Origin of the sequence: Acinetobacter sp. YH01008, assembly GCF_013420435.1 — a bacterium.
Classification (GTDB): Bacteria; Pseudomonadota; Gammaproteobacteria; order Pseudomonadales; family Moraxellaceae; genus Acinetobacter; species Acinetobacter pseudolwoffii.
In genome coordinates, this window is record NZ_VOYD01000025.1 from 16139 (window position 1) to 40875 (window position 24737).

At 45.0% G+C, this 24737-nt stretch carries 20 protein-coding genes, 1 other RNA gene and 3 pseudogenes; 15 read left to right on the plus strand and 9 right to left on the minus strand.

Annotation, left to right across the window (positions count from 1 at the left end; translation table 11 throughout):
* Positions 1-192 precede the first annotated feature (192 nt).
* The 6 genes from FTT75_RS12430 (at position 193) to FTT75_RS12455 (ending at position 5778) form a co-directional block, all read left to right on the plus strand.
* The gene (locus tag FTT75_RS12430; protein WP_074384136.1) at positions 193-1611 is read left to right on the plus strand and encodes a phosphomannomutase/phosphoglucomutase; all 1419 of its coding nucleotides are present in this window, start codon (positions 193-195) and stop codon (positions 1609-1611) included.
* 10 nt (positions 1612-1621) lie between these two features.
* Positions 1622-2530, plus strand: coding sequence for an acetylglutamate kinase (gene argB / locus FTT75_RS12435; protein WP_005096046.1), 909 nt, complete (start codon positions 1622-1624; stop codon positions 2528-2530).
* A gap of 132 nt (positions 2531-2662) precedes the next feature.
* Positions 2663-3511: a class II glutamine amidotransferase gene (locus FTT75_RS12440; protein WP_005096047.1), complete on the plus strand. Its 849-nt coding sequence runs from the start codon at positions 2663-2665 to the stop codon at positions 3509-3511.
* A 256-nt stretch (positions 3512-3767) separates the two neighbouring features.
* On the plus strand, positions 3768-4223 hold the full coding sequence (locus FTT75_RS12445; protein ID WP_005096048.1) for a bacteriohemerythrin: 456 nt from the start codon (positions 3768-3770) through the stop codon (positions 4221-4223).
* A gap of 143 nt (positions 4224-4366) precedes the next feature.
* Entirely contained in the window at positions 4367-5446 is a 1080-nt protein-coding gene (locus FTT75_RS12450) for a hypothetical protein (RefSeq protein ID WP_180186532.1), read from the plus strand.
* Positions 5446-5778, plus strand: a complete 333-nt coding sequence (locus FTT75_RS12455) for an RnfH family protein (RefSeq protein ID WP_100328916.1) — start codon at positions 5446-5448, stop codon at positions 5776-5778. The genes FTT75_RS12450 and FTT75_RS12455 overlap by 1 nt, the downstream gene beginning before the upstream one ends.
* 100 nt (positions 5779-5878) lie before the next feature.
* Here FTT75_RS12455 and FTT75_RS12460 read toward each other — a convergent pair whose 3' ends face one another.
* Positions 5879-6277 (minus strand): outer membrane protein assembly factor BamE, encoded by a 399-nt coding sequence (locus FTT75_RS12460; protein ID WP_004279275.1) that lies wholly within the window; start codon positions 6275-6277, stop codon positions 5879-5881.
* Between the two features lie 112 nt (positions 6278-6389).
* Here FTT75_RS12460 and fur point away from each other — a divergent pair, with 112 nt between their 5' ends.
* Positions 6390-6827 (plus strand): ferric iron uptake transcriptional regulator, encoded by a 438-nt coding sequence (gene fur / locus FTT75_RS12465; protein WP_005096051.1) that lies wholly within the window; start codon positions 6390-6392, stop codon positions 6825-6827.
* Between the two features lie 65 nt (positions 6828-6892).
* Here the strand turns inward: fur and FTT75_RS12470 are convergent, their stop codons facing one another.
* Positions 6893-8014, minus strand: coding sequence for a PilT/PilU family type 4a pilus ATPase (locus FTT75_RS12470; protein WP_074384137.1), 1122 nt, complete (start codon positions 8012-8014; stop codon positions 6893-6895).
* Positions 8015-8044: 30 nt separating this feature from the next.
* A complete protein-coding gene (locus tag FTT75_RS12475) occupies positions 8045-9082 on the minus strand; it encodes a type IV pilus twitching motility protein PilT (protein WP_004279279.1) in 1038 nt (345 codons plus the stop codon).
* A gap of 123 nt (positions 9083-9205) precedes the next feature.
* Between FTT75_RS12475 and FTT75_RS12480 the strand changes: the two genes are divergently transcribed.
* Positions 9206-9892: a YggS family pyridoxal phosphate-dependent enzyme gene (locus FTT75_RS12480; protein WP_005172317.1), complete on the plus strand. Its 687-nt coding sequence runs from the start codon at positions 9206-9208 to the stop codon at positions 9890-9892.
* 33 nt (positions 9893-9925) lie between these two features.
* Here the strand turns inward: FTT75_RS12480 and FTT75_RS12485 are convergent, their stop codons facing one another.
* From FTT75_RS12485 to FTT75_RS12495, 3 genes are read right to left on the minus strand one after another with little or no spacing between them, the layout of a single operon-like run.
* A complete protein-coding gene (locus tag FTT75_RS12485; RefSeq protein WP_180186544.1) occupies positions 9926-11029 on the minus strand; it encodes an acyltransferase in 1104 nt (367 codons plus the stop codon).
* 5 nt (positions 11030-11034) lie between these two features.
* The gene (locus FTT75_RS12490; protein ID WP_180186534.1) at positions 11035-14646 is read right to left on the minus strand and encodes an AAA family ATPase; all 3612 of its coding nucleotides are present in this window, start codon (positions 14644-14646) and stop codon (positions 11035-11037) included.
* 8 nt (positions 14647-14654) lie between these two features.
* On the minus strand, positions 14655-15908 hold the full coding sequence (locus FTT75_RS12495; protein WP_180186536.1) for an exonuclease SbcCD subunit D C-terminal domain-containing protein: 1254 nt from the start codon (positions 15906-15908) through the stop codon (positions 14655-14657).
* A 468-nt stretch (positions 15909-16376) separates the two neighbouring features.
* Here FTT75_RS12495 and FTT75_RS12500 point away from each other — a divergent pair, with 468 nt between their 5' ends.
* Together FTT75_RS12500 and FTT75_RS12505 are read left to right on the plus strand one after the other, a co-directional pair.
* On the plus strand, positions 16377-16838 hold the full coding sequence (locus FTT75_RS12500) for an ABZJ_00895 family protein (protein WP_180186538.1): 462 nt from the start codon (positions 16377-16379) through the stop codon (positions 16836-16838).
* Positions 16839-16990: 152 nt separating this feature from the next.
* Positions 16991-17896, plus strand: coding sequence for a TIGR01777 family oxidoreductase (locus FTT75_RS12505; protein WP_100354873.1), 906 nt, complete (start codon positions 16991-16993; stop codon positions 17894-17896).
* Here FTT75_RS12505 and thiO read toward each other — a convergent pair.
* The gene (gene thiO / locus FTT75_RS12510) at positions 17885-19012 is read right to left on the minus strand and encodes a glycine oxidase ThiO (protein ID WP_074384142.1); all 1128 of its coding nucleotides are present in this window, start codon (positions 19010-19012) and stop codon (positions 17885-17887) included. The two genes, FTT75_RS12505 and thiO, sit on opposite strands and share 12 nt — an antisense overlap.
* A 15-nt stretch (positions 19013-19027) precedes the next feature.
* Positions 19028-20041 (minus strand): porphobilinogen synthase, encoded by a 1014-nt coding sequence (gene hemB, locus FTT75_RS12515; protein WP_159138477.1) that lies wholly within the window; start codon positions 20039-20041, stop codon positions 19028-19030.
* A gap of 105 nt (positions 20042-20146) precedes the next feature.
* Here hemB and FTT75_RS12520 point away from each other — a divergent pair, with 105 nt between their 5' ends.
* On the plus strand, positions 20147-20644 hold the full coding sequence (locus FTT75_RS12520) for a thioesterase family protein (RefSeq protein ID WP_180000918.1): 498 nt from the start codon (positions 20147-20149) through the stop codon (positions 20642-20644).
* 73 nt (positions 20645-20717) lie between these two features.
* On the opposite strand, the gene glpK is transcribed toward FTT75_RS12520, so the two are convergent.
* Positions 20718-22202, minus strand: a complete 1485-nt coding sequence (gene glpK, locus FTT75_RS12525) for a glycerol kinase GlpK (RefSeq protein ID WP_180186540.1) — start codon at positions 22200-22202, stop codon at positions 20718-20720.
* Between the two features lie 130 nt (positions 22203-22332).
* Here glpK and ssrA point away from each other — a divergent pair.
* From ssrA to FTT75_RS12545, 4 genes and pseudogenes are all read left to right on the plus strand, one after another.
* Positions 22333-22691, plus strand: a transfer-messenger RNA (tmRNA) gene (gene ssrA / locus FTT75_RS12530).
* A gap of 177 nt (positions 22692-22868) precedes the next feature.
* Positions 22869-23336, plus strand: a pseudogene (locus FTT75_RS12535) (tyrosine-type recombinase/integrase); the annotation flags it as partial.
* A 41-nt stretch (positions 23337-23377) separates the two neighbouring features.
* A pseudogene (locus FTT75_RS12540) lies at positions 23378-24191 on the plus strand (IS5 family transposase).
* A gap of 18 nt (positions 24192-24209) precedes the next feature.
* A pseudogene (locus FTT75_RS12545) lies at positions 24210-24737 on the plus strand (tyrosine-type recombinase/integrase); the annotation flags it as partial.

Genomic DNA, 24737 nt, shown 5'->3' on the forward strand with positions numbered 1-24737 from the left:
TATAATTAAATAAGGACTATTTCATCACAGAAATTTTCTGATTATTCAGTTAACGGTAATATTTTTATAATTGATTGTTACATTGAAATGGTTTAAAAGTAGCGGGTCTTAAAACAAAAACAAATGTTTAAAGTCATGATGATGAAATAAGTCATTTTATATCTCCTTATATTTAGTGAAAAGAACAGTTTTATGGGATCTATGAATCATCTATTCCCTATGCACATTTTTCGAGCCTATGACATACGCGGTAAAGTCAGTGTACTGGGTGCTGGGATTATCGATGCAATTGCTCACGGTTTAGCACAGCAATATCAGGCTGCGCGACAGACACGTGTCGCAATTGGCTATGATGCACGGCTTAGCAGTCCGGCTTTTGCAGAAACCATTCGCCGTATTTTTCAAGCTTATTCGATTGAAGCCACCATTGTCGGTTGTTGTTCCAGTCCGATGCTGTATTTCACCGCACGGCAATTTGATGGCAATGGCATCATGGTCACGGCCAGTCACAATCCCAAAGAAGATAATGGTATTAAATGGATTGTCTCTGGTGAGCCGCCTTGCCCAGAGATGATCCAGCAGGTGGCTCATCTGGCCAAACCACATTATAGCAATCAGCAGCTTTGCCTAGACGAACAGACTCATCAAGTTATTCCAGAATTTTGTCTAAAATATCAGCATGGTATATTAAAAGATATCCAGTTGAAGCGCTCATTTAAAGTGGTTCTGGATGGTCTGAATGGTTCAGCCGGGCGCTGTGCCAATCTGGTGCTTCAAAAAATGGGTTGTGCGGTGATGGCTTTGCGTTGTGATGCCAATGGGCATTTTCCAGACCATGCACCAGATCCTTCGCAAGACAAACATCTGGAGACTTTACGCCAAAGCATCATGCAACAGCAGGCTGATCTGGGCATTGCCCTGGATGGCGATGGCGATCGCGTGGTATTGATTGATGCACAGGGCCAGATTATCACGGCGGATCAGTTACTGTGCCTGTTTGCCGAAATTTGCCTCACTGACTCAGCACCACGCAAGTTTGTTTATGATGTCAAATGTTCAACCCTGGTGCGAGACACCGTGCAACGTTTGGGCGGTGAGCCGGTGATGATTCGTACCGGAAGCTCATTTCTGAGAACTTATCTGGCACAATCTCAGCAGCAGGCGATTTTTGGTGGAGAATATGCCGGGCATTATGTCTTTAATGATGGCCGTGGCTGGGGCTATGATGATGGACTCTATGCAGCGCTCAGAGTCATGGAATATCTGGATCAAACTGGTCAAAGTCTTGCACAAGCTTTAGCGGCTTATCCGAAACGGCATGGGACCGAAGATCTTTATATTGCCACGCATCATGTGCATCCGGTTGAACTTTTAGACTTTGTTGAACAGCAATCTGAAAGAATTCGTGCGCAAATCAGTAAAATTGATGGGATACGTCTTGATTTTGAGGATGGTTTTGGCATCATTCGAGCATCCAATACAGGTGAGTATTTCACAGTGCGCTTTGATGCCAATGATGCTCAGGGCCTGAATGAAATTCGTCAGCTGTTTGTAGCCATGTTGCGTGACCGTTATCCACAGATCGCTCAAGATATTTTAGATGCTCAATAAGGAGAGGCGAATGCCAAATCAACAAACAGGCATCGACAAAGCACAGATTTTGACAGAAGCTTTGCCGTATATTCAACGCTTTGCGGGTAAAACCCTGGTAGTAAAATACGGCGGTAATGCGATGACCGATCCTGAGCTGGAAAGTTCATTTGCACGTGATATCGTATTATTAAAAACGGTTGGTATTAATCCGATTGTGGTGCATGGTGGGGGGCCACAAGTCGATTCCATGCTGAAACAGTTGGGCCGTGAATCAGACCGTATCGACGGGATGCGCGTGACTGATCCTGCCACGATGGAAGTCGTGGAAATGGTACTTGGCGGTAGTGTCAATAAATCGATTGTGAACCTGATCAACCAGCATGGTGGTCGTGCCATTGGCTTGACCGGTAAAGACGGCAACCTGATTCGTGCACAAAAACTGCTGATGGAAAAAGTGGCTGAAGATGGTTCGGTTCAGCAAATTGATTTGGGTCTGGTCGGTGAAGTCGTTGGCGTAAAAACCGATGTGCTGGAAATGTTCACCAACAGCGATTTCATTCCCGTGATTGCACCGCTGGGCGTGGATGAAGAAGGCAATACCTATAACATCAATGCAGACTTGGTGGCAGGTAAAGTCGCAGAAGCCCTAGGTGCAGAGAAGCTGATTCTGCTGACCAATATTACAGGTGTTCTGGATGAAAATAAAAACCTGCTGACGGGTTTAAGCACTCAGGAAGTTGACCGTCTGATTGAAACAGGCGTGATCTATGGTGGCATGATTCCTAAAGTCGGCTGTGCACTGGATGCGGTCAAAGGCGGCGTAGTGAGCGCGCATATTGTAGATGGTCGTGTGCCACATGCCAGCTTATTGGAAATTTTTACCGATCATGGCGTTGGTACACTGATTACCAACCGTGCCCATCCACCTCGTCCATAAGTTGTTTTTTTGCGGAAAAGAGCCTCAATTGAGGCTCTTTTTTATCTCTATTTATAACTGATAGCTATTTGAAATGACTCGGGTAGTCATGCACAATAAGCATCTAAGAAAATAGAAAGCTGAAACCAGACCATGTGCCAACTGCTCGGAATGAATTGTGCCACCCCGACGGATATTACCTTTTCATTTCGTGGGTTTTCCCAGCGGGCCGGAATTACCTCGGATCATGCCGACGGTTTTGGAATTGCTTTTTTTGAGGATAAAGCCTGTCGTCTATTTGTCGATAACCAGTCTGCGGTTGAATCTCCGATTGCCGAGCTGGTGCGTAACTATCCGATCAAATCCCGTAATGTGATTGCGCACATCCGTAAAGCCACCCAAGGCAAAATCAATCTGGAAAATTCGCATCCATTTAGCCGCGAACTGTGGGGCCGGCAGTGGATTTTTGCCCATAATGGCGATTTGCATGAGTATTTTCCGGTGCTGAGTGGCCGTTTTACCCCAGTCGGCAATACTGACAGTGAGCGCGCTTTTTGCTATTTGCTCGATCAGCTGGTCAAACGCTTTGGTTATGATGAACCGAGTCTGGATCAGGTCTTTGAACTACTTGCTGAGGTTTCACCTGCGATTGCAGAACACGGCACTTTTAATTTCTGTCTTTCCAATGGGCAGGCGCTGTTTAGCTATGCCATTACCAAATTGCACTGGCTGGTGCGTGAATACCCGTTTAGACCGGCACAGCTGATTGATATTGATGTCGAGGTGGACTTTAGTCAGGTCACTACGCCTAAGGACAGGGTTGCGGTTATTACCACCGAGCCATTGACACAAAATGAGGAATGGACCGCTTTTCAGCCGGGTGAAATGATTCTGTTTAAAGAGGGTGCCAAGTTCCGTTCGCAACTGACTCGGGTAGATCGGTTGGAACGGGAACGTCTAGATCCGTCCTTAAAACGTGTGACCAAAGCAGATTTATATTAAAAATAGATTTTTTTATTTTTTAATATCTTTTTTATTTAAATTAAAGAGAAACCATATTATTAGAAATAGTAGATTGATTAAAAAATATCTGATTCTTATACTCGGGTTTAAAATATATTCCTAATGAAAACAGTTAATTGCAAGGTTTCTCTTAAATTAAGCCGAAAGCCGACTAATTTACTTCATTTTTATTCAAATCAATACGTTATATGATGATTTTTATGTGATAAGTCCTTAATATTTATAGGTGGTCGTAATGAAAATGAAATGGGTTCCAGACTATAATACTGGTATCGATGTGATTGACGATCAGCACAAACGAATTCTCGATTATATCAATGAAATTGATGAGATCAATGTAAATACCGACCGTGCCCGTATTAAACAGATCCTCGAAAATATTATCGATTATACCCAGTCGCATTTTACTTTTGAAGAATCTCTTCAGGAAGAAGCGGGTTATAAATACCGAGTTCCACATAAACGTGTACATGACCTGTTTATCAAGAAAATCGAGTCTTATCGTGATCGTTTTGAACTGGGGCAGTCGATTGAATCAGAACTGCATGAAGTATTATCTAAATGGTTAATCAACCATATTCAGCACGATGACGCTGATTATGTCGGCGCAGTCAAAGAAAATATGATGGGCATTATCAAAGAAAAAGAACAGAAAAAAGGTAAAAACTGGTTCGCTCGTTTCTTCTCATAATAAAAGACGTAACGAGATAACAAGAATTACAATTTAATAATAAATTTTGCGCAGCAAATCACTGTCATGGTGGTTTGCTTTTTGTTTTTGATTTTCACCGCTTCACAAGGCAAAATAGCGCTAGATTTTTATAGGAATGCATCATGCAGGACAATGCTATGTCAAAATGGTTATCACCGCTGATGGCTTTCTGTTTATCGTTTATTATCATCGCGACGCTCGCACCGATAACGGGTATACAGATTGATCGTCAGCTGGATTTCTGGATGCTCTGGTTAGCCACTATGCTGATTCTGGCGCTTCCCATCTGCTACTTGGAAATTGCTTTGGCCAAGCGCTCTAAAACAACGGCATTACAGGCACTGTCAACGCTGACCCGTGAAGCAGATGCCTCACAAAAATGGCGTATAGTCGGCTGGCTCAGTGTGATCTTTATTCCTTTTCTGGCCGGTGCCATGCTGAACAATGCCAGCAATGTTCTGGCGCTTGCTGCTCTTGATCTTGCACCGAATCTTTTGTTTATAGGTCTGGTAATTGCCGCTCTGGTCTTGTCACTGCTGCCGCGTCAAATTTTGTTAGTCATTACGGCGATTGGCGTACTGGCATCTCTGATCTTGGCAAATGTGATGGGAACTGTGCTACCTGCATGGCAAGTCACGCCAGTTGAATTCTCGGAATGGGGCAATGCCACCGTATTGGCACTGGTTGCAAGTGGCCTAGGCATGGGCTTGTACTGGCAGTCTAGCCTGAGTGCTGTACAACAGCAGGATGTCGCCAGCAAGACGGTCTTGCCGATCTGGATCGCACAATTGCTTGCTGTGATTGTATTTGCCTTCTTTGCTGTACAAGCACAAATCCCTGCATTTACGTTGGTGGCCGCGATTGTAGCGACTGCTGCATTCATCCTGCAGATGGCACGAGAGCAGTTACAGCAACGTCAGCTTCACCCTGCGATTCAATGGGCGATTATGGCTGTCGTCACCCTGATCTGGGCCATTCCAAATGTGACACCAATGTTCAACGTAGTCTTACTGCTTTGGGGCTTATTGATTTGTTTGATTTACGCGCTCTTTGCGGGCTGGATCATGAAGATCAGCCATTTACGTAAATCAATGAATTTTAGCTCTGAAGGGTTCTATAACCTGTGGCGTATTGCTGTCCGTGTGGTATTGCCTGTTTCGATTATCGTGGCGATGGTCGCTGTTCTAGGACAACTGTTCTGATGAATAATGCACTGATCTGGGTGGCCTATGCGACTCCGGAGCAACAGTTTCATCTGGCTGTACCATTTCAGCCCGGCATGACAGCATTGGATGCCATCCAGCAAAGTGGCATAGTAGAGCAGGTTACCCTACCTGAACCTTTGTCTTTGGGTATCTTCGGTGTATGCTTGCAAGATCATCAGCAGCCACTGGCAGCAGGTGATCGAGTCGAAATTTACCGAGCACTGACTATCAATCCTAAAGATATCCGACGTAAACGTGCCGAGAAAAATCCGGTGGGTCGTTATGCCAGAGGCAATCTTTTAAGAAAGCTGAAACCATCTTCCGAATAGAAAGCGGCTTGAATGAGCATTAGTTTCAATGATCTGCTCAATCAATCGACTTAATCAAAAAAGCCCCTGATGATTCAGGGGCTTTTTCATGAGAAAGCGACTATAGTGGAGGCGCATTTAAAATTGCTTCTTTTGAACCTGGTAAGCCGGGTTGAGATTCTGGAATGGTTTCCAGACCTTCAACACGTTCCACGATACCAGACTGGTTAAAGTAAATTTTCAAATGCTGGCCTTGGGCTGCCGGGATCTTGGCTTTTTTAGCGTAGGTTCCTGGGGTATAGTTATAGATGTAGTCCCAGCGTAAAGGATTCAGCGGATCGCTTACCGTTGGACTGCCCAGTAAGAAACGCACCTGTTGATGACTCATTCCCACTTGAATTTTAGCGGCTTGAGCTTGGGTTAAAGGGGTTCCTTGTGGAATATCTACTTTATAAACACCTAATGTCGAACAGCCGACGAGCAAGGAAGTGACGAATAACGTCAACATGATTTTTTGCATTTTGCTAAACTATCCCAAATTAATTATGATGCATTTGATCCAAGGATAGATCATACTGCATCTAAAGTTTGTTGCATATTCCAACTTTGATTTTGTTGAGAGACCTTTTTACATGACTATTTCAAACCAAGATTTACGAAAAGCTGGACTGAAAGTTACCCTTCCACGAATTAAAATATTAGAATTACTAGAAAATTCAAGACAACATCATTTAAGTGCGGAAGATATTTACAAGACTTTACTCGATCAGGGTGAAGATGTAGGTTTAGCAACTGTGTATCGTGTGTTAACACAGTTTGAAGCCGCGGGTATTATTGAGCGTCATAATTTTGAAAACAATCATTCCGTTTTCGAGATCATGCAGGAAGATCACCACGATCACCTGGTCTGTTTGAATTGCAGCAAAGTCGTTGAATTCATCAATGATACGATTGAAAAAGAGCAGCATGATGTTGCTGAAAAATTTGGTTTTGAATTAACCGGTCACTCTCTGAATCTGTATGGCTACTGCGATGCGCCGGCCTGTCAGGAAGTGTTTCGTAAAAAATAATTTGCACTCCGGTTGAAACAAAAAACAGGCTTCTTGAAGCCTGTTTTTTTATGTGCTCAATCTGATCAGGACTGGCCATCAAAGGTGATATTGGAATGTGCACGTAATAAATGACTGCCGCCTTCTTCTGCCAGTTTGATTTGCAGACGTAAGTCATTGGGTGAATCCGCATGTTTCAGCGCATCTTTATAGCTGATCTGCTTGGCCTTATACAGGTCATACAGTGCCTGATCGAAGGTTTGCATGCCCAGTTCACGGGAACGCTTCATCAGGTCCTTGATCTCATGCACATCACCTTTACGGATCAGGTCAGCAATCAGGGGGGAGTTAATCAGAATCTCAATCGCGGCACGACGACCATTGCCATCGATGGTTGGGATCAGTTGCTGTGCCACAATGGCTTTCATGTTCAGCGACAAATCCATGAACAGCTGGTTATGCCGGTCTGCTTCAAAGAAATGAATGATCCGGTCAATGGCCTGGTTGGCGTTGTTGGCATGCAGGGTCGCAAAGACCAGATGGCCGGTTTCGGCAAAGGCAATCGCATAATCCATGGTTTCACGCGAACGAATCTCACCAATCAGAATCACGTCCGGCGCCTGACGTAAGGTGTTTTTCAGGGCAATTTCAAAGGAATCGGTATCAATCCCGACTTCACGCTGGGTGATGATACAGCCTTTATGCTGGTGAACGAATTCGATCGGATCTTCAATAGTAATGATATGACCTTTGGAATTTTCATTGCGATAACCGACCAGCGAGGCCAGCGAGGTTGATTTACCGGTACCGGTTGCCCCGACAAAAATAATGATGCCGCGTTTGGTCATCGCCAGTTCTTTTAGAATCGGCGGTAATTTGAGTTCATCCATGGTCGGAATCACGGTTTCAATCCGACGCAACACCATACCCGGCTGATCACGCTGCTGAAAGGCACTGACACGGAAGCGGGCACTTTTGTCCGGTGTGCTGATGGCGAAGTTACATTCACGCGTGTCTGCAAATTCTTTACGCTGCTTGTCGCTCATGATGGAATGGAGCAGTTGTCCTACTGCCGCGCCGGGTAATTTTATCGAACCAATCGGTAAAATCTGCCCGTTAATCTTGATTGAAGGTTCGACATCGGCTGTAATGAACAGATCCGATGCTTTTTTCTCCACCATATAATCGAGTAAGCCGTTAAAATCCATGTATAAAAACCCCAATACAATTAATTTTTCTTATAAGAATGCTTCTGGCTGTTTGGCTGCAGTACGTGCCACTTGCGGGCTGATGAGGCCTTTAGATACCAGCGTTTTCAGAGTCTGATCCAGTGTGGTCATGCCATAGTTGGCACCGGTCTGAATCGCAGAATACATTTGTGCGACTTTATTTTCACGAATCAGGTTACGGATTGCAGGAATACCAATCATGATTTCATGCGCTGCAACACGTCCGCCGCCATTTTTCTTTAATAGGGCCTGTGAAACCACAGCCTGCAATGATTCCGATAACATGGCACGAACCATATCTTTTTCTTCGGCAGGGAATACGTCAATCACACGGTCAATGGTTTTGGCCGCAGAGGTGGTATGCAGGGTGCCGAACACCAGGTGACCAGTTTCTGCCGCAGTTAAGGCCAGACGGATGGTTTCAAGGTCACGCATCTCACCGACCAGAATAATATCAGGGTCTTCACGCAGTGCCGAACGCAGGGCTTCATTAAAGCCATGCGTATCACGATGCACTTCACGCTGGTTGATCAGGCATTTCTTGGATTGATGCACAAATTCGATTGGATCTTCGACGGTCAGAATATGGTCATAGCGGTTGTCGTTAATATAATCCAGCATCGCCGCCAAGGTGGTTGATTTACCCGAACCGGTTGGCCCTGTGACCAGTACCAGACCACGCGGATATTCACAGATATCTTTAAAAATCTGTCCCATGCCCAGATCTTCAAGGGTCAGAACTTTGGATGGAATGGTACGGAATACTGCACCGGCACCACGGTTCTGGTTAAATGCGTTGACACGGAAACGGGCCACACCGGGTACTTCAAAAGAAAAGTCAGTTTCCAGATTTTCTTCAAAATCACGGCGCTGTTTATCGTTCATGATGTCATAAACAAGTTTATGTACTTCTTTATGTTCTAATGCTGGCAGGTTGATACGACGAACTTCCCCATCGACACGAATCATTGGCGGTAAGCCTGCAGACAAGTGTAAATCCGACGCACCATTTTTAGCAGAAAATGCCAACAATTCTGTGATATCCATAAGGTCCCCGAGTTCATTAAAATGTTAATTATTTTGATAGAATAATAAGGCTTTCCCACAGCTTAACCAACCCTTAGTTTATGGGCAAGGGAAAAAAAGATGAATGAAATGAGAACCCCATCAATGAATATGTTGCAACAGTCACGAAATCAGGTTTTAGCGCAAATTGAAACAGCCTGTGCTCAGGCCGGTCGTGAGCCAGATTCGGTGCAACTGCTGGCCGTTTCCAAGACCCAGCCGAGTGCAGTACTGGCTGATATGTATCAGGCGGGACAACGTGCCTTTGGCGAAAACTATTTGCAGGAAGCGCTGGAAAAAATTACGGCTCTAAAAGACTTGGAAATTGAATGGCATTTTATTGGCCATGTACAGCGTAACAAGACCAAACATCTGGCAGAAAATTTTGCCTGGGTGCATGGGGTGGATCGTCTGATTATTGCCGAGCGTTTATCCAATCAGCGTAGAGAAGATCAGCTCGCGCTGAATATCTGTCTTCAGGTCAATATTGATGCTCAGGATACGAAAGATGGTTGCCAACCGGAAGAAGTTACTGATTTAGTTAGACAAATCAGCCAACTGCCAAATGTGCGCTTACGTGGCTTGATGGTGATTCCAGCGCCGGGGAATCCTCAAGCTTTCATCGAGGCTAAAGCTTTATTTGATAGGGTGAAAGCTCAGCATGCGCATCCTGAAGATTGGGATACTTTAAGTATGGGCATGTCGGCCGATATGCAGGCTGCAATTGCTGCCGGTTCCAGCATGGTGCGTGTCGGCACGGCATTATTTGGTGCACGTCCTCAAAAGGATTAACAGGCGTTGTCGGGTTATTTTGAAAAAGTATGATTAAGCGTTATTCGATAACGCTTTTTTTCTTTGTGGCTCCAGCCATTTTGCCATGAGCCAGGCAAAGACAATCAGGCTGCCCATACTGCCGAGCAAGGCTAAAACAGCGCCGCCCAGACCATAAGCGAAGGTTGCCGGAACACAGCCCAGAATAAACAGCAGCAAAGGGAAATGGGTTACATACAAGGTATAGGAAAAATCAGCGGATTGTACCCAGACCGGATTGTAGTGACTGCGCTGCTGCTGGAGTTGTACCAGCCAGCAGCTAAATGCTAGGCCGATACAGAAATTAAAGAGAGTAAAATTTGCAGCGCGATATTGTCGGGCTTGATCGACGATATGAAACTGGTAAGCATCAATGCAGGCGATTAGAAATGCCAAGCCAAATAACCCCAGTTTAAGCACTTGTAACCGGTTTAGAAAATGTCGCTGGATATGACGAAATGAACAGGCAAAGGCCATCAGCCAGACCAGAAAATAAATAAAAAACTGAATATTCAGGATGGATAAAACGATTAAAACACTAAAAAAGCCGATTTTGGCTATTTCTGAATCTTTGAAAAAAGGTAGAAATCCGGCCAAGACATAGAACCAGACTTCATAACTCAGGCTCCAGAGCGGGGCATTGGCTGAAACTGTAGGCGTGATGAAGCCATTCAAAAACAGCAGAGCGCCAATAAAATCACCTGAATCGAGACCATAGTCAGTCCGGATCATCATGCCAAAACTGTTTTGAAAGGCATGGCTTTGAGTGGCAAAGAGTAGTGGTGCCAACAGATACAACAACAGGCTCAGAGCCATGGCAAACAGAAAGGGTGGCAAAATCCTGCGATAACGCTGTTGGGTATAACGGCGCAGATTGAACTGACCATGCTGATGAATATTGTGCTGGATCGAATAGCCAATCAGATAACCACTCAGAACAAAGAAAATCATGACCGCGGCCTGACCAAGCAGGCGCACCCATGAATACAGGCTGAGGTCAAAAGGGGCGATAAAGGCCTGAAAGCAATGCGTGAACAGTACAACAATGGCACTGATGCCCCGTAGGCTCTCGAGCTGTAAGCTGAAATAGGGCGAGAGCTTGTCTGGGGCAGGGTGCATCATTGTCAACCTATAATCTGAATGGTACTGGCGCCAGCACCGACTGGCTTGACCTGAATCTGTACTGGAATCCGTTCATGCATTTCCTGCACATGCGAGATTAAGACCACTTTACGACCCTGACTTTGTAAATGATCCAGTGCATTCATCACCATATGTAATGAGGCTGGATCTAAAGTACCAAAGCCTTCATCAATAAATAGCGATTCCAGTTTCATCGAACCGGAAGCCATATTGGCAATCGCCAGTGCCAAGGCCAGAGAAACCAGAAAGGTTTCTCCGCCAGATAAAGACAAGACCGGACGTACTTCGCTGTTCATGTCCAGATCAATAATCGCCAGACTCAGGCTGTCTGGAATACGGTGCAACTGATAGCGCGGTGCCAGCGGTTGCAGTTGTTGGTTGGCGTATTCCACCAAGATATCCAGATGATGTTCCTGAGCAATTTTCTGGAACTTGGTACCTTCCTTATGTCCGATTAAATCGTAGATACGGCCCCAGCGATATTCTTCGGCTTTGACCTGTTCAATCTGTTGCTGATATTTGGCATAGGTATTTTGATTATTGGCATTCATACGCAGTTTGGTATCAATCTCATTGAAGCTGTTTTGTTGCTCGGTTTTTTCCTGTGCCAAACTATTTAAATGTGCTTCCACTTCCTCAAAAGCAAGTTCAGGCTGTTGCTGGAGATGCTTCTGGTATTGATCTTCCAGCGTTTGCCAGGCAATTTTGGCATTTTCCAGTGCTTGATGTTGTGCCTGTAATTGCTGCCGGATTTGCTGATGTTCACTCAGACCAATGGTCAGACATTGTTGGATCAGTTCCGCATTAAAATGTCGATGCAGATTTTGCCATGTACGGATGGCCTGATCAGATTGTGCCTGCTGTTGAGTTAGCTGTTGCATTTGGGTCAGCAAAGCCTGTTGTTTAAGTAAAGCCTGATGCAAAGCTTGCTCATGCTGTTCATATACCTGGCGTTGTGCTTGAAGCTGGCTATCAAGCGCTTTTAACTGGGTATCCAGTTGCAGTCGCCATTCTGCTGCCAGCTTATAGGTCTGACCGGCATGTTGTTCGGTCAGCTGATTGAGTTGCTGACGTAAGTCTTTGCCTTGTTCAAGCAAATAATGGGTCTCGGCCTGTATTTGCGTATGCCGCTGCTCATGCATCTGTAGTTGCTGTTGAGCCTGATTCAGTTGCTGCTTGAAACCTTGTAGCTCCTGTTCCGCAGTTTTGACTTGATTGACAAGATGTAATCGCTGCTGCAAATGTTGTTGCAGCTGGGTACAGGCAGCAGGCGCATTCTTGTGCCAAGCGAGCTGCTGTGCTTCGGGCAGTACTGTAAGAATTGGCTCAATCAGTTGATCCAGTTGCAGCATTTTTTGCAGACTCAGTTGTAAGCTGTCGAGTTGCTGTTGCTGTTGTCGCCAGTTTTGCCAAGTCTGTTGCAGGATTTTGAACTGCTCGTTTGCCTGAGTGTGTTGCTGTTGCCATTGGCCAAGCTGTGTTTGCAGGGGATGGAGCAACTGGGCTGAATGATCAGGATTGGTTTGCTCAAGTCCTAACTCTTTTAAGTTTTGTTGTAATGTCTGGTGTTGTTCATTCAGTATCCGTTCAATGTGGATTAAACGCTGTTGTTTTTGCTCAAGGAGCATCTTGATTTTGGACTGTTGAATCTGGATTGCTTTTAAATCATCTTTAAGCTGATTCAGTTGTTGCTGTGCCTGTTGCAGCTGTTGATCTTGCAGCTGGTTTAGCGCTGTGTCTAATAATGCTTGATGTTGGACAAACGGATGCTGTTGGCTGCCACAGACCATACAGGCTTCATCAGGTTTGAGCTGCGCGCGCAGTTCCTGCACGCTTTGGGTTTGCAGCAGGCGCTGTTGCTGCAGCATATTTTGTAGTTGTTCAAATTCCTGTTCGGTGTTGCTGACTATTTGCTGCAGTTGAATTTCCGTATGTTCAAGCTGGATTAATTCTGTCTGTGCATGCGCTACGTCTTGTTTGAGTTGCTGTTGTTCGGCTTCCTGTTCCGCTAGACGTGCCACGTGCTGGATCAAGCCTTCCAGTTTAAGCAGTTGAGTCGTGCTCTGTTGCTGTACAGTCTGCTGCTGCTGAAGCTGTTGTTCCAATTGGGCTTGATTGCCAAATTGTTGCTGCAAACTTTCGATTTGTTGAGCCAGCTGCTGTCGGGAATGTTCCAGTTCAGTACGCGATTGAGAGAGTACTGCCGGCGCCTGTTGCTGCATCTGTTGATACAGCTTTTGATAGTCTTGCAGTCGTTGCAGTGTACTTTGTGGTTCCAGATCAAACACGGCAAGATCAGCCTGCTGTTCAAGTTGCGTCAGGCGTTGCTGTTGCTGCTCGGCAGCAGATGCGAGTTGCTGTTTCGATGATTCAATCTGTTGTTGCAAGGGTTGGATATACTGCTGTGCATAGTCCAATAAATCTGCTGATTTTTTCTTATAGTCATTGCCGACCAGATGCATCTCATGATCCAGTTTTAGACCTTGTTCCAGATGCGGCTGCATGGCATGCATATGTTGAACATGGGCTTGTTGCTGTTGCTGGATCTGAGCAAGTTGCGCAAATTCAGCATCACGTTGCTGTTGCACCTGTTGTAGCTGCTGTTCGAATGATTGTTGTTGTATCGCAAGCTGTTTTTGCTGCGTGAGCATTTGATTCTGTTGGATAAACTGTTCTCGAATGCCCTGAAACTCATCCAAATGAACCAGCAACTGCTTTTGTGCGGTCAGCTTCTGATCGGCATCCAGCTGTACATCGTAAATTTCTTTTTTGGCCTGAATTTCAGTATATAAAGCATGTTTCTGCCGATACCATTTCAGGTCATTTTCTAGTAATTTTTCACTCTGGTTAAAATGCTCAAGTATCTGGTTGAAGGCAGTATGTTGCTGTTGAAGCTGAGTAATATCGTCTTCGGATAATAATTCCAGATGACCGAGCCAGTTTTCCAGTTCATGGCGCTTTTGTCGAACCTGACTATGCTTTTCCGCTGCTTTTTTACTGACCTCACTGAAAATCTGCGAATTGGTCAGATATTCCAGCAAGTCTGCACGTTCATGATCTTTGGCTTTTAAAAATGCGCCAACTTCCGACTGCGCCAGCAGTACCGCGCGGGTAAACTGTTCAAAGCTCAGGCCCAGCAGTTTTTCAATTAAGGGGGTAACTTCAGATATTTTTTGCGTTAGCGTCGTATCATCATCGATGCACTTGATAAAACGATCTACTTTTAGATTGCCATCGACTTTCTGACGTGCCCGGCGAATCTCCCAGCGTGCTGTATAGCGTTTGCTATCCAGGGCAATAAACTCCAGCTCGGCAAAACCATGCACACAGCCACGGCGTAGAATATTCTTGGAGTCTTTAATCGAAACATCCTGACCGCCGGCATCTTTCAGGCTGCCAGTCGCACCTTTTAGACGTGGAATTTCGTTATAGAGCGCCAGACACATGGCATCGAGCAGGGTCGATTTTCCAGCCCCGGTTTTTCCAGTGATCGCAATCAGGCCGGCATGTGTTAAAGGACTGGATTCAAAATCAATATGATGGGTGCCGGTGAGGGAGGCCAGATTGTTGAGACTCAAACGTAAAATTTTCATGGCCGATCCTAGGCTTGTTGTTTCTGAGCAAGTTCGTGCTGGGCTTCAACCAGAAGTTGCTGAAAATCCTGTTGTACAGAATGATCATGTTCATAGCCCATTTTTTTCCAGATATTCAAAAACAGCGATTCCGGCGTCGGTGGTGCCAGATCAATTTTCGAATCTCCTTGCGTATGTTCGGCCTGTTGCTGATAAATCCGGCTGATGCGCAGCAAGCGGTAACGGTTGGTGGGTAAAGCCAGTTCAATTTGCTGGCGTAAATCGACTGGTGGCGGCGCATCGGTGGTGTATTCTATTTCCAGAAAATGTCGTGCCGACAGTTGTTCGATTTCTCCGGCAGGCAAGGCCTGAAGTTTAGCAATTAAATCTTCCAGCTTTTCCCGAATCCGGAACAGCTCGACGGTGCGTGGCACTTTTAGAACATCGTATTGAAAGCGCTGTTCCGGGCTTTGCTCAGGATCAATTCTGACCTCAACCACCTGATGTTGATAGTTGATTTCACTAAATGACAGCGGAATCGGTGAGCCACTATAACGGATATGCGGCTGACCAACTTTTTGTGGTTTATGCAGATGACCGAGTGCGACATAATCAATCACTTCATCAAACAGCGCCGTCGAGAGCGCTTCTTCATTACCGACAATAATTGGCCGTTCCGAGTCGGAAGTTTCGCCACCTTGCATATGTGCATGCGACATTAAAATCAGGGCTTGATGCGGCTGTTTACGGGCCTTGGCTTCGGCAATCAGTTGTTGATGCAGATAGCTAATCGCATTCTGGCTATTGCTGGTATGCTCATTCAGCCCGGTAATTTCGGCACTGCGTAAATAGGGCAGGGTCAGACACCAGGCGATGATATTTTTATCCTGATCATAAATCGGAATCAGCAAGCGATCCAGATTCAGGGTGTTTTCTGCGGTTCGGCCCACAATTCCCACAGCTTTGGCATTGAATTTAGACAGAAAAGGTTCAACCTGCTCAATCCGGTAACCGGAATCATGGTTGCCGGCAATCATCAAAGTCTGCATGTGCGGGGCCAGATTATGTGCATCGGCCAGAAACTGATACAGTTGCTTTTGCGCACTTGAGGCTGGATTGATCACATCAAAAATATCACCGGCAATCAACAAAGCATGCGGTTGTTTTGTTTTAATTTGATCGAGCAACCAAGTCAAAAACTGGGCATGTTCAAATTCACGGTCATGGTTATGGAAAAATTGCCCCAGATGCCAATCGGAAGTGTGAAGAAAATGAACTGCCATGTAGATGAACCCTGAAATGTCTGCCTTGCTACTATAGGAAAAAGCTGAGGGGAAAATCTACTTAAAAAAGATATTTCAGCGAATTGTTACTGATGTCAGGCTGAATTTATTTTAATTAGTAGGCAAAATAGCAGGATAGTCATGTCTAAATCACCCAGTCTTGAACAGTCATGCAATTCATCAGGCTGAAAAATCGGAATTTTAAAAAATAAAAACCGACGATTCGAGTGATGTGAAATCGTCGGTCAAATTTGTGTTACATGAAGATTTTGGCTGCTATTCAAAATTTCCCTGTACACTGGACTTATTGCTTTAGCTCTAAGGTCAGCAAAAATTCGTGGATGCCAGTCCAAATTTTTGTACCTTGTACCCTATATAACGTCATCCTCTGGCCGATGGTTGACAATAAAATGAAAAAAAACCTGTTTTTTTTTATACTAGCTTGATGAATGTCACTGAGTGATTCCTATGTTGCCTTTAACTCGTTATTTTATCTGGTTTTTTATTATCTGCTTTATTTTTACCTGCATTTGCGGGGTGCTGGCAGCACTGATGCCAACGGGGATGGGCGCCGTACTGACGGTTGTTCCTTATCTGGTGGCCATGATCTGGATCTTATTTAAGTTTTTAAAACAGCAAAAACGTGCCCCAACGCAGTCGGAACGTAAAAAAATCACCTTGGGGTTTAGCCTGATTTATTGGGGCTATAACCTGCTATTTCTGTTACTTGGTATTCTGATTGCCACGCGCTCTAATCCAAATGCCTGGCAGGACTTTTTGCTATATCTACAGCAGCCACAATTTATAAGTATTGTGCTGATCATGTTCTTGCTGATCGCGATTCCGTTGTATTTATTGACTTACTGGTTCTATGGCAAGCAGGCACAGCGTATGGCAGATCAAATGTTTGGCAATTCGCCGCAGGCCTGAGAGGTAGGTGGCTTTATGACGATTGATCTTGATAAATTGATCGCATCAGGCAGGATACAAATTCACCACGACAAAGAGGGCATTGATTGAAAAACCCCAGAATAAGTTGCGTATAATTTAAATAGAAAAAATAACAGGGCTAAGAATGACTTATGGATAAACCTGTAGTGCTGGTGACCGGAGCGAGGGGTTTTATTGGCAGTCATCTGGTACGTTTTTTATTGGAACGTGATTATCGGGTGATTGGGCTGACCCGCCGCAAGAATCAATCTGAACCGCATCCAGATTTTCACTGGATTAACCAGCTGGATGAATTAAAACAGCCTCAGATTGATTATGTGATTAATCTGGCTGGCGAAAGCATCGGTCAGGGACGCTGGACGGCAGCGCGTAAAAAGAAATTGCTGGATAGCCGTTTAGACACCACCAAACAGTTATTTGACTATTTAGAAAAATACCAGATCAAACCGAAACGGATTATTTCAACCTCAGCCGTTGGTTATTATGGTATTGACCCGAGCGAGCGCTGGGAGCAGGTCTGTACGGAACAAAGCCCGCCACAAGATATTTTTATGTCTGAGCTCTGTGCGAAGTGGGAACAACTGGCTTTGTCCTATAGCAGTCAGGACACCAAAATTGTTCGCTTTGCTGTGGTCTTCGGCAAAGGTGGTGGAATTCTGCCGCAGATGTTATTGCCGATTAAGCTGAATCTGTTCGGGCGGATTGGTCATGGGCGTCAGCCAGTCACTTGGGTGCATTTAGAAGATGTATTGCGTGCGATTGAATTCTTGATGCTTGAAACGACGACCGGGCAGATTTTTAATGTGGTTGCTCCGGAAAAAGTCAGTCAGGCACAGTTTGCCCGGACTGCTGCACAGCTACTGAAACGCAAACCTTTACTGCCACTGCCAGCATGCAGTTTGAAAATGATGCTGGGAGAACAATCGCAACTGGTTTTAAACGGTCAGTATGTACAGCCTCAAGCTTTACAGGATGCGGGCTTTCAGTTTGATTATCCAACCTTGAAAGAAGCGCTGCATAATATCCTAAAGCACTAAGCGACCTGGCTCCAATAGATGGGCCGGAGCATAGGGCTGTGGATCTACAATGGTCGGTGTTTGTGCAAGCATCAATTGAGCCAGTAATTTGCCTGAGGCTGGGGCCATGCATAAGCCATTGCGGAAATGGCCAAAATTGGCCCAGGCATTTTGAAATTCGGGGATTTTGCCAATATAGGGAATACCATCGGGTGAGCTAGGTCTTAATCCGGCCCATTGCTTGACCAGCGGAAAATCCGCCAGTTCCGGTACCATCCCCAGACAAGCCTGTAGAATATCTTGCCGGATTTCAGCAGAAGGCGAGGTGTCAAAACCGACCTGACGCATACTGGAACCACATACAACATGTCCGTCGCGCCGTGGAATCAGATACATGACCTTGTTCATGCACATGCTCGGTAGCCAGTTTTCTGGGGTTTTAAACAGCAGCATTTGTCCTTGCACCGGTTGTACCGGAATTTCACAGCCAAGCTGTTCTGACCAGCCTGCAGACCATGCGCCTGTGGCGATTACAAACTGATCTGCCTGAAAGTGTTGGCCGCTTTCACTGGACACACTCGTTACCCAGCCTTGCTGAATATTGAGCTGAGTGATTTTACAATGTTCTTGCCAGGTGACATGCGGATGCTGTTTTAAATAGCTGATGACCGACTGTAATAGCCGGGGGTTGCGGATATTGGCCAGTTCCGGAAAGTAAATCGCCTGTTGGAACTTGTGTTGATCAATTCGAGGATTGATTTGTTGTAGCTGAGTCTGATCAAGCAATTCGGCCTGTTGCTGAGGGTCCTGATATTTTTCCGCATAGCGCAAGCCAAGCTCAAAATCATCTTCATCAAAAATCAGCATACCACTTTCATGAATCTGGAAATCGATACCGGTCACTGGCTGCAGTTTTTGATTCCAGTCCTGATAGAGCGGTTTGGCATGTCGGGCCAACGTATTGACTGCAGCGGGGTAGCGCCAGGGATACATCGGAGAAAGAATCCCGCCTCCGGCCCAGGACGCAGCCTGCCCGGCAACTTGCTGATCAAAAATCGTGACAGAACATCCCTGTTCAAGCAGTTCCAGCGCCGACATCAACCCGGTGATGCCAGCGCCGATAATGGCGATATGCATTGCGCCGAAATCCTTTTACTTCATGTCTTTCAGTTTAAGCGCAGCTTCTTCGGCAAAGTAAGTCCAGATGCCATCGGCACCGGCGCGGCGGCAGCTCATCAGTGATTCAATAATTACGCTGTCAGATAACCAGCCATTTTGAATGGCAGCGGCCAGCATCGCATATTCACCACTGACCTGATAGACAAAGGTTGGTACACCAAAAGTGTCTTTAACTTCACGGACGATATCCAGATAAGGCATGCCCGGTTTGACAATCACCATGTCTGCGCCTTCCTGAATATCCAGCGCAATTTCATGCAGTGCTTCGGCACGGTTACCGACATCCATCTGGTAATTGTATTTATTGCCGCCTTTTAAATTGCTGGCAGAACCGACTGCATCACGGAATGGGCCATAGAAGCTGGATGCATATTTGGCTGAATAAGCCATGATTGAGGTATAAATATGCCCATTTTGTTCAAAGGCCTGACGAATTGCACCGATCCGGCCATCCATCATGTCACTTGGGGCAAATACATCTGCGCCTGCTTCGGCATGGCTTAAGCCCTGTTTAATCAGACATTCGACCGTTTCATCATTTAAGACATAACCGGTCTCATCAATAATGCCATCCTGACCATGCGTGGTATAGGGGTCGAGTGCACCATCAGTAATCAGCACCATTTCTGGCAGTTCTTTTTTTAATAAACGCAAAGTGCGTTGGACCAGACCATCTTCGCGCCAAGCCGCTTCGGCGGTCAGGCTTTTATCTTCTTGTGGGGTGACCGGAAACAGCGCCAGTTTATTGACACCGAGTTCCAGCAGACGCTCTGATTTTTTTAACAGCAAGTCTGCTGACAGGCGCTGGATATTCGGCATACTGGGAATATCTTGACTCTGGTTTTGTCCCGGCAGTACAAATACTGGATAAATCAGGTGATCTGCACTGATATGCGTTTCACGTACCATAGAACGTAAATGCTCATTTTTACGAATACGACGCATGCGAGTTGCAGGAAACGCGGGACGATTGAACGTATAGGTCATAAAAATCTCAGCAATCAGTATTAAACTAGGCACCTATTGTAGCCCTAACTGAAATTTTTGGGCATAAATTAGCGGTTTTTTATTGCGGTGGATTTGAGCAGAGTGATGACTAAGACAGAGAAAAGCTGGACAGGTAATATACACTTGGGGGCAAAGGTGGATATTGATGTGGTCTTAAATCAGTTGGTACATGCTTTTAATAGCTCTCCTTTTTTTAAGCATAATGGCATGAGCATGCGGGTGGTGGAAGGCCAGATCGAAGCCTATGTCGAAATGCAGGATTTTATGGTTGGGAATGTCGCGTTTCAAATTTTGCATGGCGGTCTTGCGGCCACGGTACTCGATAGTGTCGGTGGAATTGTAGCGATGGGGGAGCTATATAAAAAAGCCGAACCTGAAACCATTGCCGATACCATTAAAAAAGTCTCGCGTTTGGCGACAGTGGATATGCGGGTGGATTATCTGGCACCTGGGCGTGGTAAATATTTTATCGCGCGGGCAGAAACCTTACGTTTGGGGCGTAAGGGCTGCACCATGCGTATGACCATGGTCAATGATGAAGATAAGCCAATTGCTACAGCGATTGCATCTTATGCTTATTGAGGGTAAGAGATAGAAAATAAAAAGCACTGTTTAACAGTGCTTTTTTAGCTTTCGACCTTCAGATCGATACAGGTTATAGATCTGATTTGGCCCGTTTTAAGGCCTTCTGCCATTTGGCTAAATGAGCTTCACGCTCATCATTTTTCATTTTTGGTTCAAAGGCACGTTCAAGTTGCCAAGACTGCGAAATTTCCTCCAGACTGGAAAATATTCCGGATTTTAATCCGGCCATGGCGGCTGCCCCCCAAGCGGTAGACTCCAGCATTTTCGGACGCAGCACCGGCACATTGAGAATATCTGCCTGAAACTGCATCAGCATGTCATTGCTACTGGCACCGCCATCGACCCGTAATTCTTTTAAAGGGTGGGCAATATCGGATTGCATTGCACTGAGGACATCCGATACCTGAAAAGCGATTGATTCTAAGGCTGCTCGGGCGATATGCGCTTGAGTCGTACCACGAGACATGCCACAGAGCAGGGCACGCGCTTCACTGTCCCAATGCGGCGCGCCAAGTCCGGTAAAGGCTGGAACCAAAACTACGCCGTCGGTATCCTCAACTTTACAGGCCAGTTTTTCCACATCACGGCTTTGTTGAATAATCCCCAGACCATCACGTAGCCATTGCACTACCGCACCTGCCATAAATACGCTGCCTTCGAGCGCATAGGTGGTTTGACCCTGCGCTTGCCAGGCAAGGGTAGAAAGCAGTTTATTCTGACTGAGCTGGATGTCTTGACCGGTATTGAACAGCATAAAACAGCCGGTGCCATAGGTATTTTTTGCGCTCCCCACTTCAAAACAGGATTGACCAAACAGTGCAGATTGCTGATCACCTAGAATACCGGTAATGGGGATATTGGCACCGAGTAAACCTGAAGCGGTGTCAGCGATATAATTATCCGAGGAAATAATTTTTGGTAAGACCGAAGCAGGAATATGAAACAGCTCCAGTAGTTCTTCGTCCCAAGTTTGTTGATGTAGATTCATCAGCATGGTACGGGAAGCATTGCTGGCTTCAATCACATGTTCTACGCCTTGAGTCAGGTTCCAGATCAGCCAGCTATCGATAGTACCAAAAGCGACATGACCCTGTTCAGCCAGTTCACGTACGCCTTCTACATGCTCCAGAAACCAGACCAATTTTCCTGCACTAAAATAAGGATCAATCCGTAGACCGGTTTTTTGCTGAATTTTGGTCATCCAGCCCTGTTCAATCAGCTGGTTACACCAGTCAGACGTTCGACGGTCTTGCCAGACGATGGCCGGCGCGAGCGGTTTACCATTTCTTCGATCCCAAACCACCGTGGTTTCGCGCTGATTGGTCAGACCAATGGCTTTAATATCTTTGGCGAGAATACGCGCCGTAGCAAGCGCTTGCTGTACCACCGCAATCTGCGTGCTCCAGATTTCCTGAGCATCCTGTTCGACCCAACCTGAATGTGGCGTCTGAATATGGGTTTCACGTTGAGCCGTTGCCTGAATTTGTCCATGTTCATTAAAAATAATAGCCCGACTCGATGTGGTTCCTTGATCTAGGGCCAGTAAATAGCTCATAATTTTTCTGTTATTCGGCTTGAAAAGTAAAATATTAGCGCAATAATGTAATTAAGCGCATCAAGTTGTGTAAATGTTTAGAAAATGCATCGTAATTTTTGACATCTATGCTATGATTGCCTTGTACTTTGGGGGTGTTTCTGGCTTCGACGCTGGTGATGAAACTCATAGATGCATGCCGAGAGCGCATTTTCTCTCGTAAATCAAATTTGCATTTTTTAGTCGCAAACGACGAATCATACGCTCTAGCTGCCTAAGGGCAGCTTGTCCGCCTCTCCGAATACTTGTGGTTAGAGAGTCCGACTGAAGCGCACGCACACAAGTCCGTATAAAGCCAAGCCTCGGGGCTTTGTACTAAACTAAGAGGATCGCGATTTGTATCCTGTTCGTCGGGTCACAAAGAGTTAAAACAATAGACGATATCTAAGCATGTAGTATTCTCGAGCGTAATGCTGGCGGACGCGGGTTCAACTCCCGCCACCTCCACCAAATTTATAAATTCACATGACGTTATATAATGACTTATGAATTGGAAAGCCCTGATCTATAAAGGATTCAGGGCTTTTTTACGTGTACTTATAACGAATTATAAATATCTACAGCATTGCTTATCATGTATCACACCTTGTGTCATTCAATAATTATTGAAACCGCAGTGATACAAAAATGAAAAGATCCGATATTAAAAAGTGGCCGCTATCAGATACCGTATTAGCTAATCTGGAACCTGAATCAAAAGAGTATCGGGAGCTGGACGGCGAAGGCTTATATTTTCGTGTGAAGCCCGATGGTAAAAAAGCATGGTTATTCAGATATAAGAAAGCGGATGGTAAATGGTCGTGGTTGGGTATCGGTACTTATCCTGAATTGTCGGGAGCTGGTTCACGTAAAAAGGCCAGAGAAATCATTAAGGATATTTCACACGGCGATAATCCAATCATCACCAAGCAAGAACGTAAACGGCAAGAACTAGAACAGCACAATACCACCTTTGAAGTTCTGGCCCGTGAATGGTTAGACACCAAAGCGAATACTTGGGTGCAGGACACGATGACCAGAAATAAAAGTGCATTGGAAAAACATGTATTTTCTGTTTTTGGCAAACGCTTGTACACCAGCATAAAACCGATTGAATAGACCTCTTGCGAAAGTAAAAAATTGTTTATACTAGTTCCATGAAATATGAAAATTTAACTAGATTTAATGATGAGGAATTTAAACGACTTGTTGGAGTTCCTCGTCCATTATTCTTAAAAATGGTATCAGTGTTACAACATGCTGAACTTGCCAAGAAAAAACCTGGAAGACCTCATTCGTTGTGTTTAGAGGATCAATTGTTATTAACTTTAAATTACTTACGCTGTTATAGAACTCAAATTGAGTTATCCGCCGACTATAACCTAGCTGAAAGTAATGTGAATCGTACGATTCAGAAAGTTGAAAATGCTCTGATTCAATCACGGATTTTCGCATTGCTTAAAAGGAATCAAAAGTTTAGTGAGGAGGATTATATAATTGTTGATGTCACTGAGTCACAGATTGAGCGTCCCAAAAAAACAAAGAAAATTTTATAGCGGTAAAAAGAAGAAACATACGCTAAAAACACAGGTCATTTTTAACCCAAAATTAAAGCAAATTGTAAGTATATAGATTGAAGATGGCAGAAAACACGATCTGAACATTGCGCGTAAGTATTTGAAGGAGATGGTCATTTATCCTTGTATCATGGCAGATTTAGCCTATAAAGGATTTCATCAGATTAAGAGTAAGTTACTCATTCCAATCAAGAAACCTAAGAATTTATCATTACCCCAAATAGCAAAACAGATCAACCAAGAAATCAGTCGGCGTAGGATCACAATTGAACATATCAACGGCAAACTTAAACATTTTCGGATATTAACAGAACGCTATAGAAATAGACGGAAACGCTTTGGTCTAAGAATGAATTTAATTGCTGGAATGGTAAATTGGATGCTCTTAAATTAACTTTCGCAAGAGATCTAATGGATGAATCATTTAAAAAGTATTCAGCAGAAGCAGGGTATATATGAGCAGGTGAACCGAGTTCGTGCTATGGGTCGTGATATATACGATTTTGCCAAAGTAACTGGGAGAATGGATTACAACCCGGTGGAAGGCATCCAAAAATACCTACAACAAGGCAAAAAAGAAAATATGGCTCATGTGACTGAGCAGGAGTTACCAGCACTACTAAGAGCAATCAATAATTATCCAACTATAGATGTTCGGATGGGATTGCAGCTTTTAGCAATGTTATTTTGCCGACCTACTGAGTTAAGGGGAGCTAAATGGGAGGAGTTCGACCTTGAACAAGGGCTATGGAATATCCCAGAGCACCGTATGAAGAAACGGCGTGAGCATGTTGTGCCTTTATCTACTCAAGTAGTGACGATATTAAAAGAATTGCAGACCTACCAAACCAATTCAGATTATTTATTTCCGAGCAGATCGGATAAGAATAAGCCTAAATCAGACACCGTTTTTATTATGGCTTTGCGCCGTATGGGATAT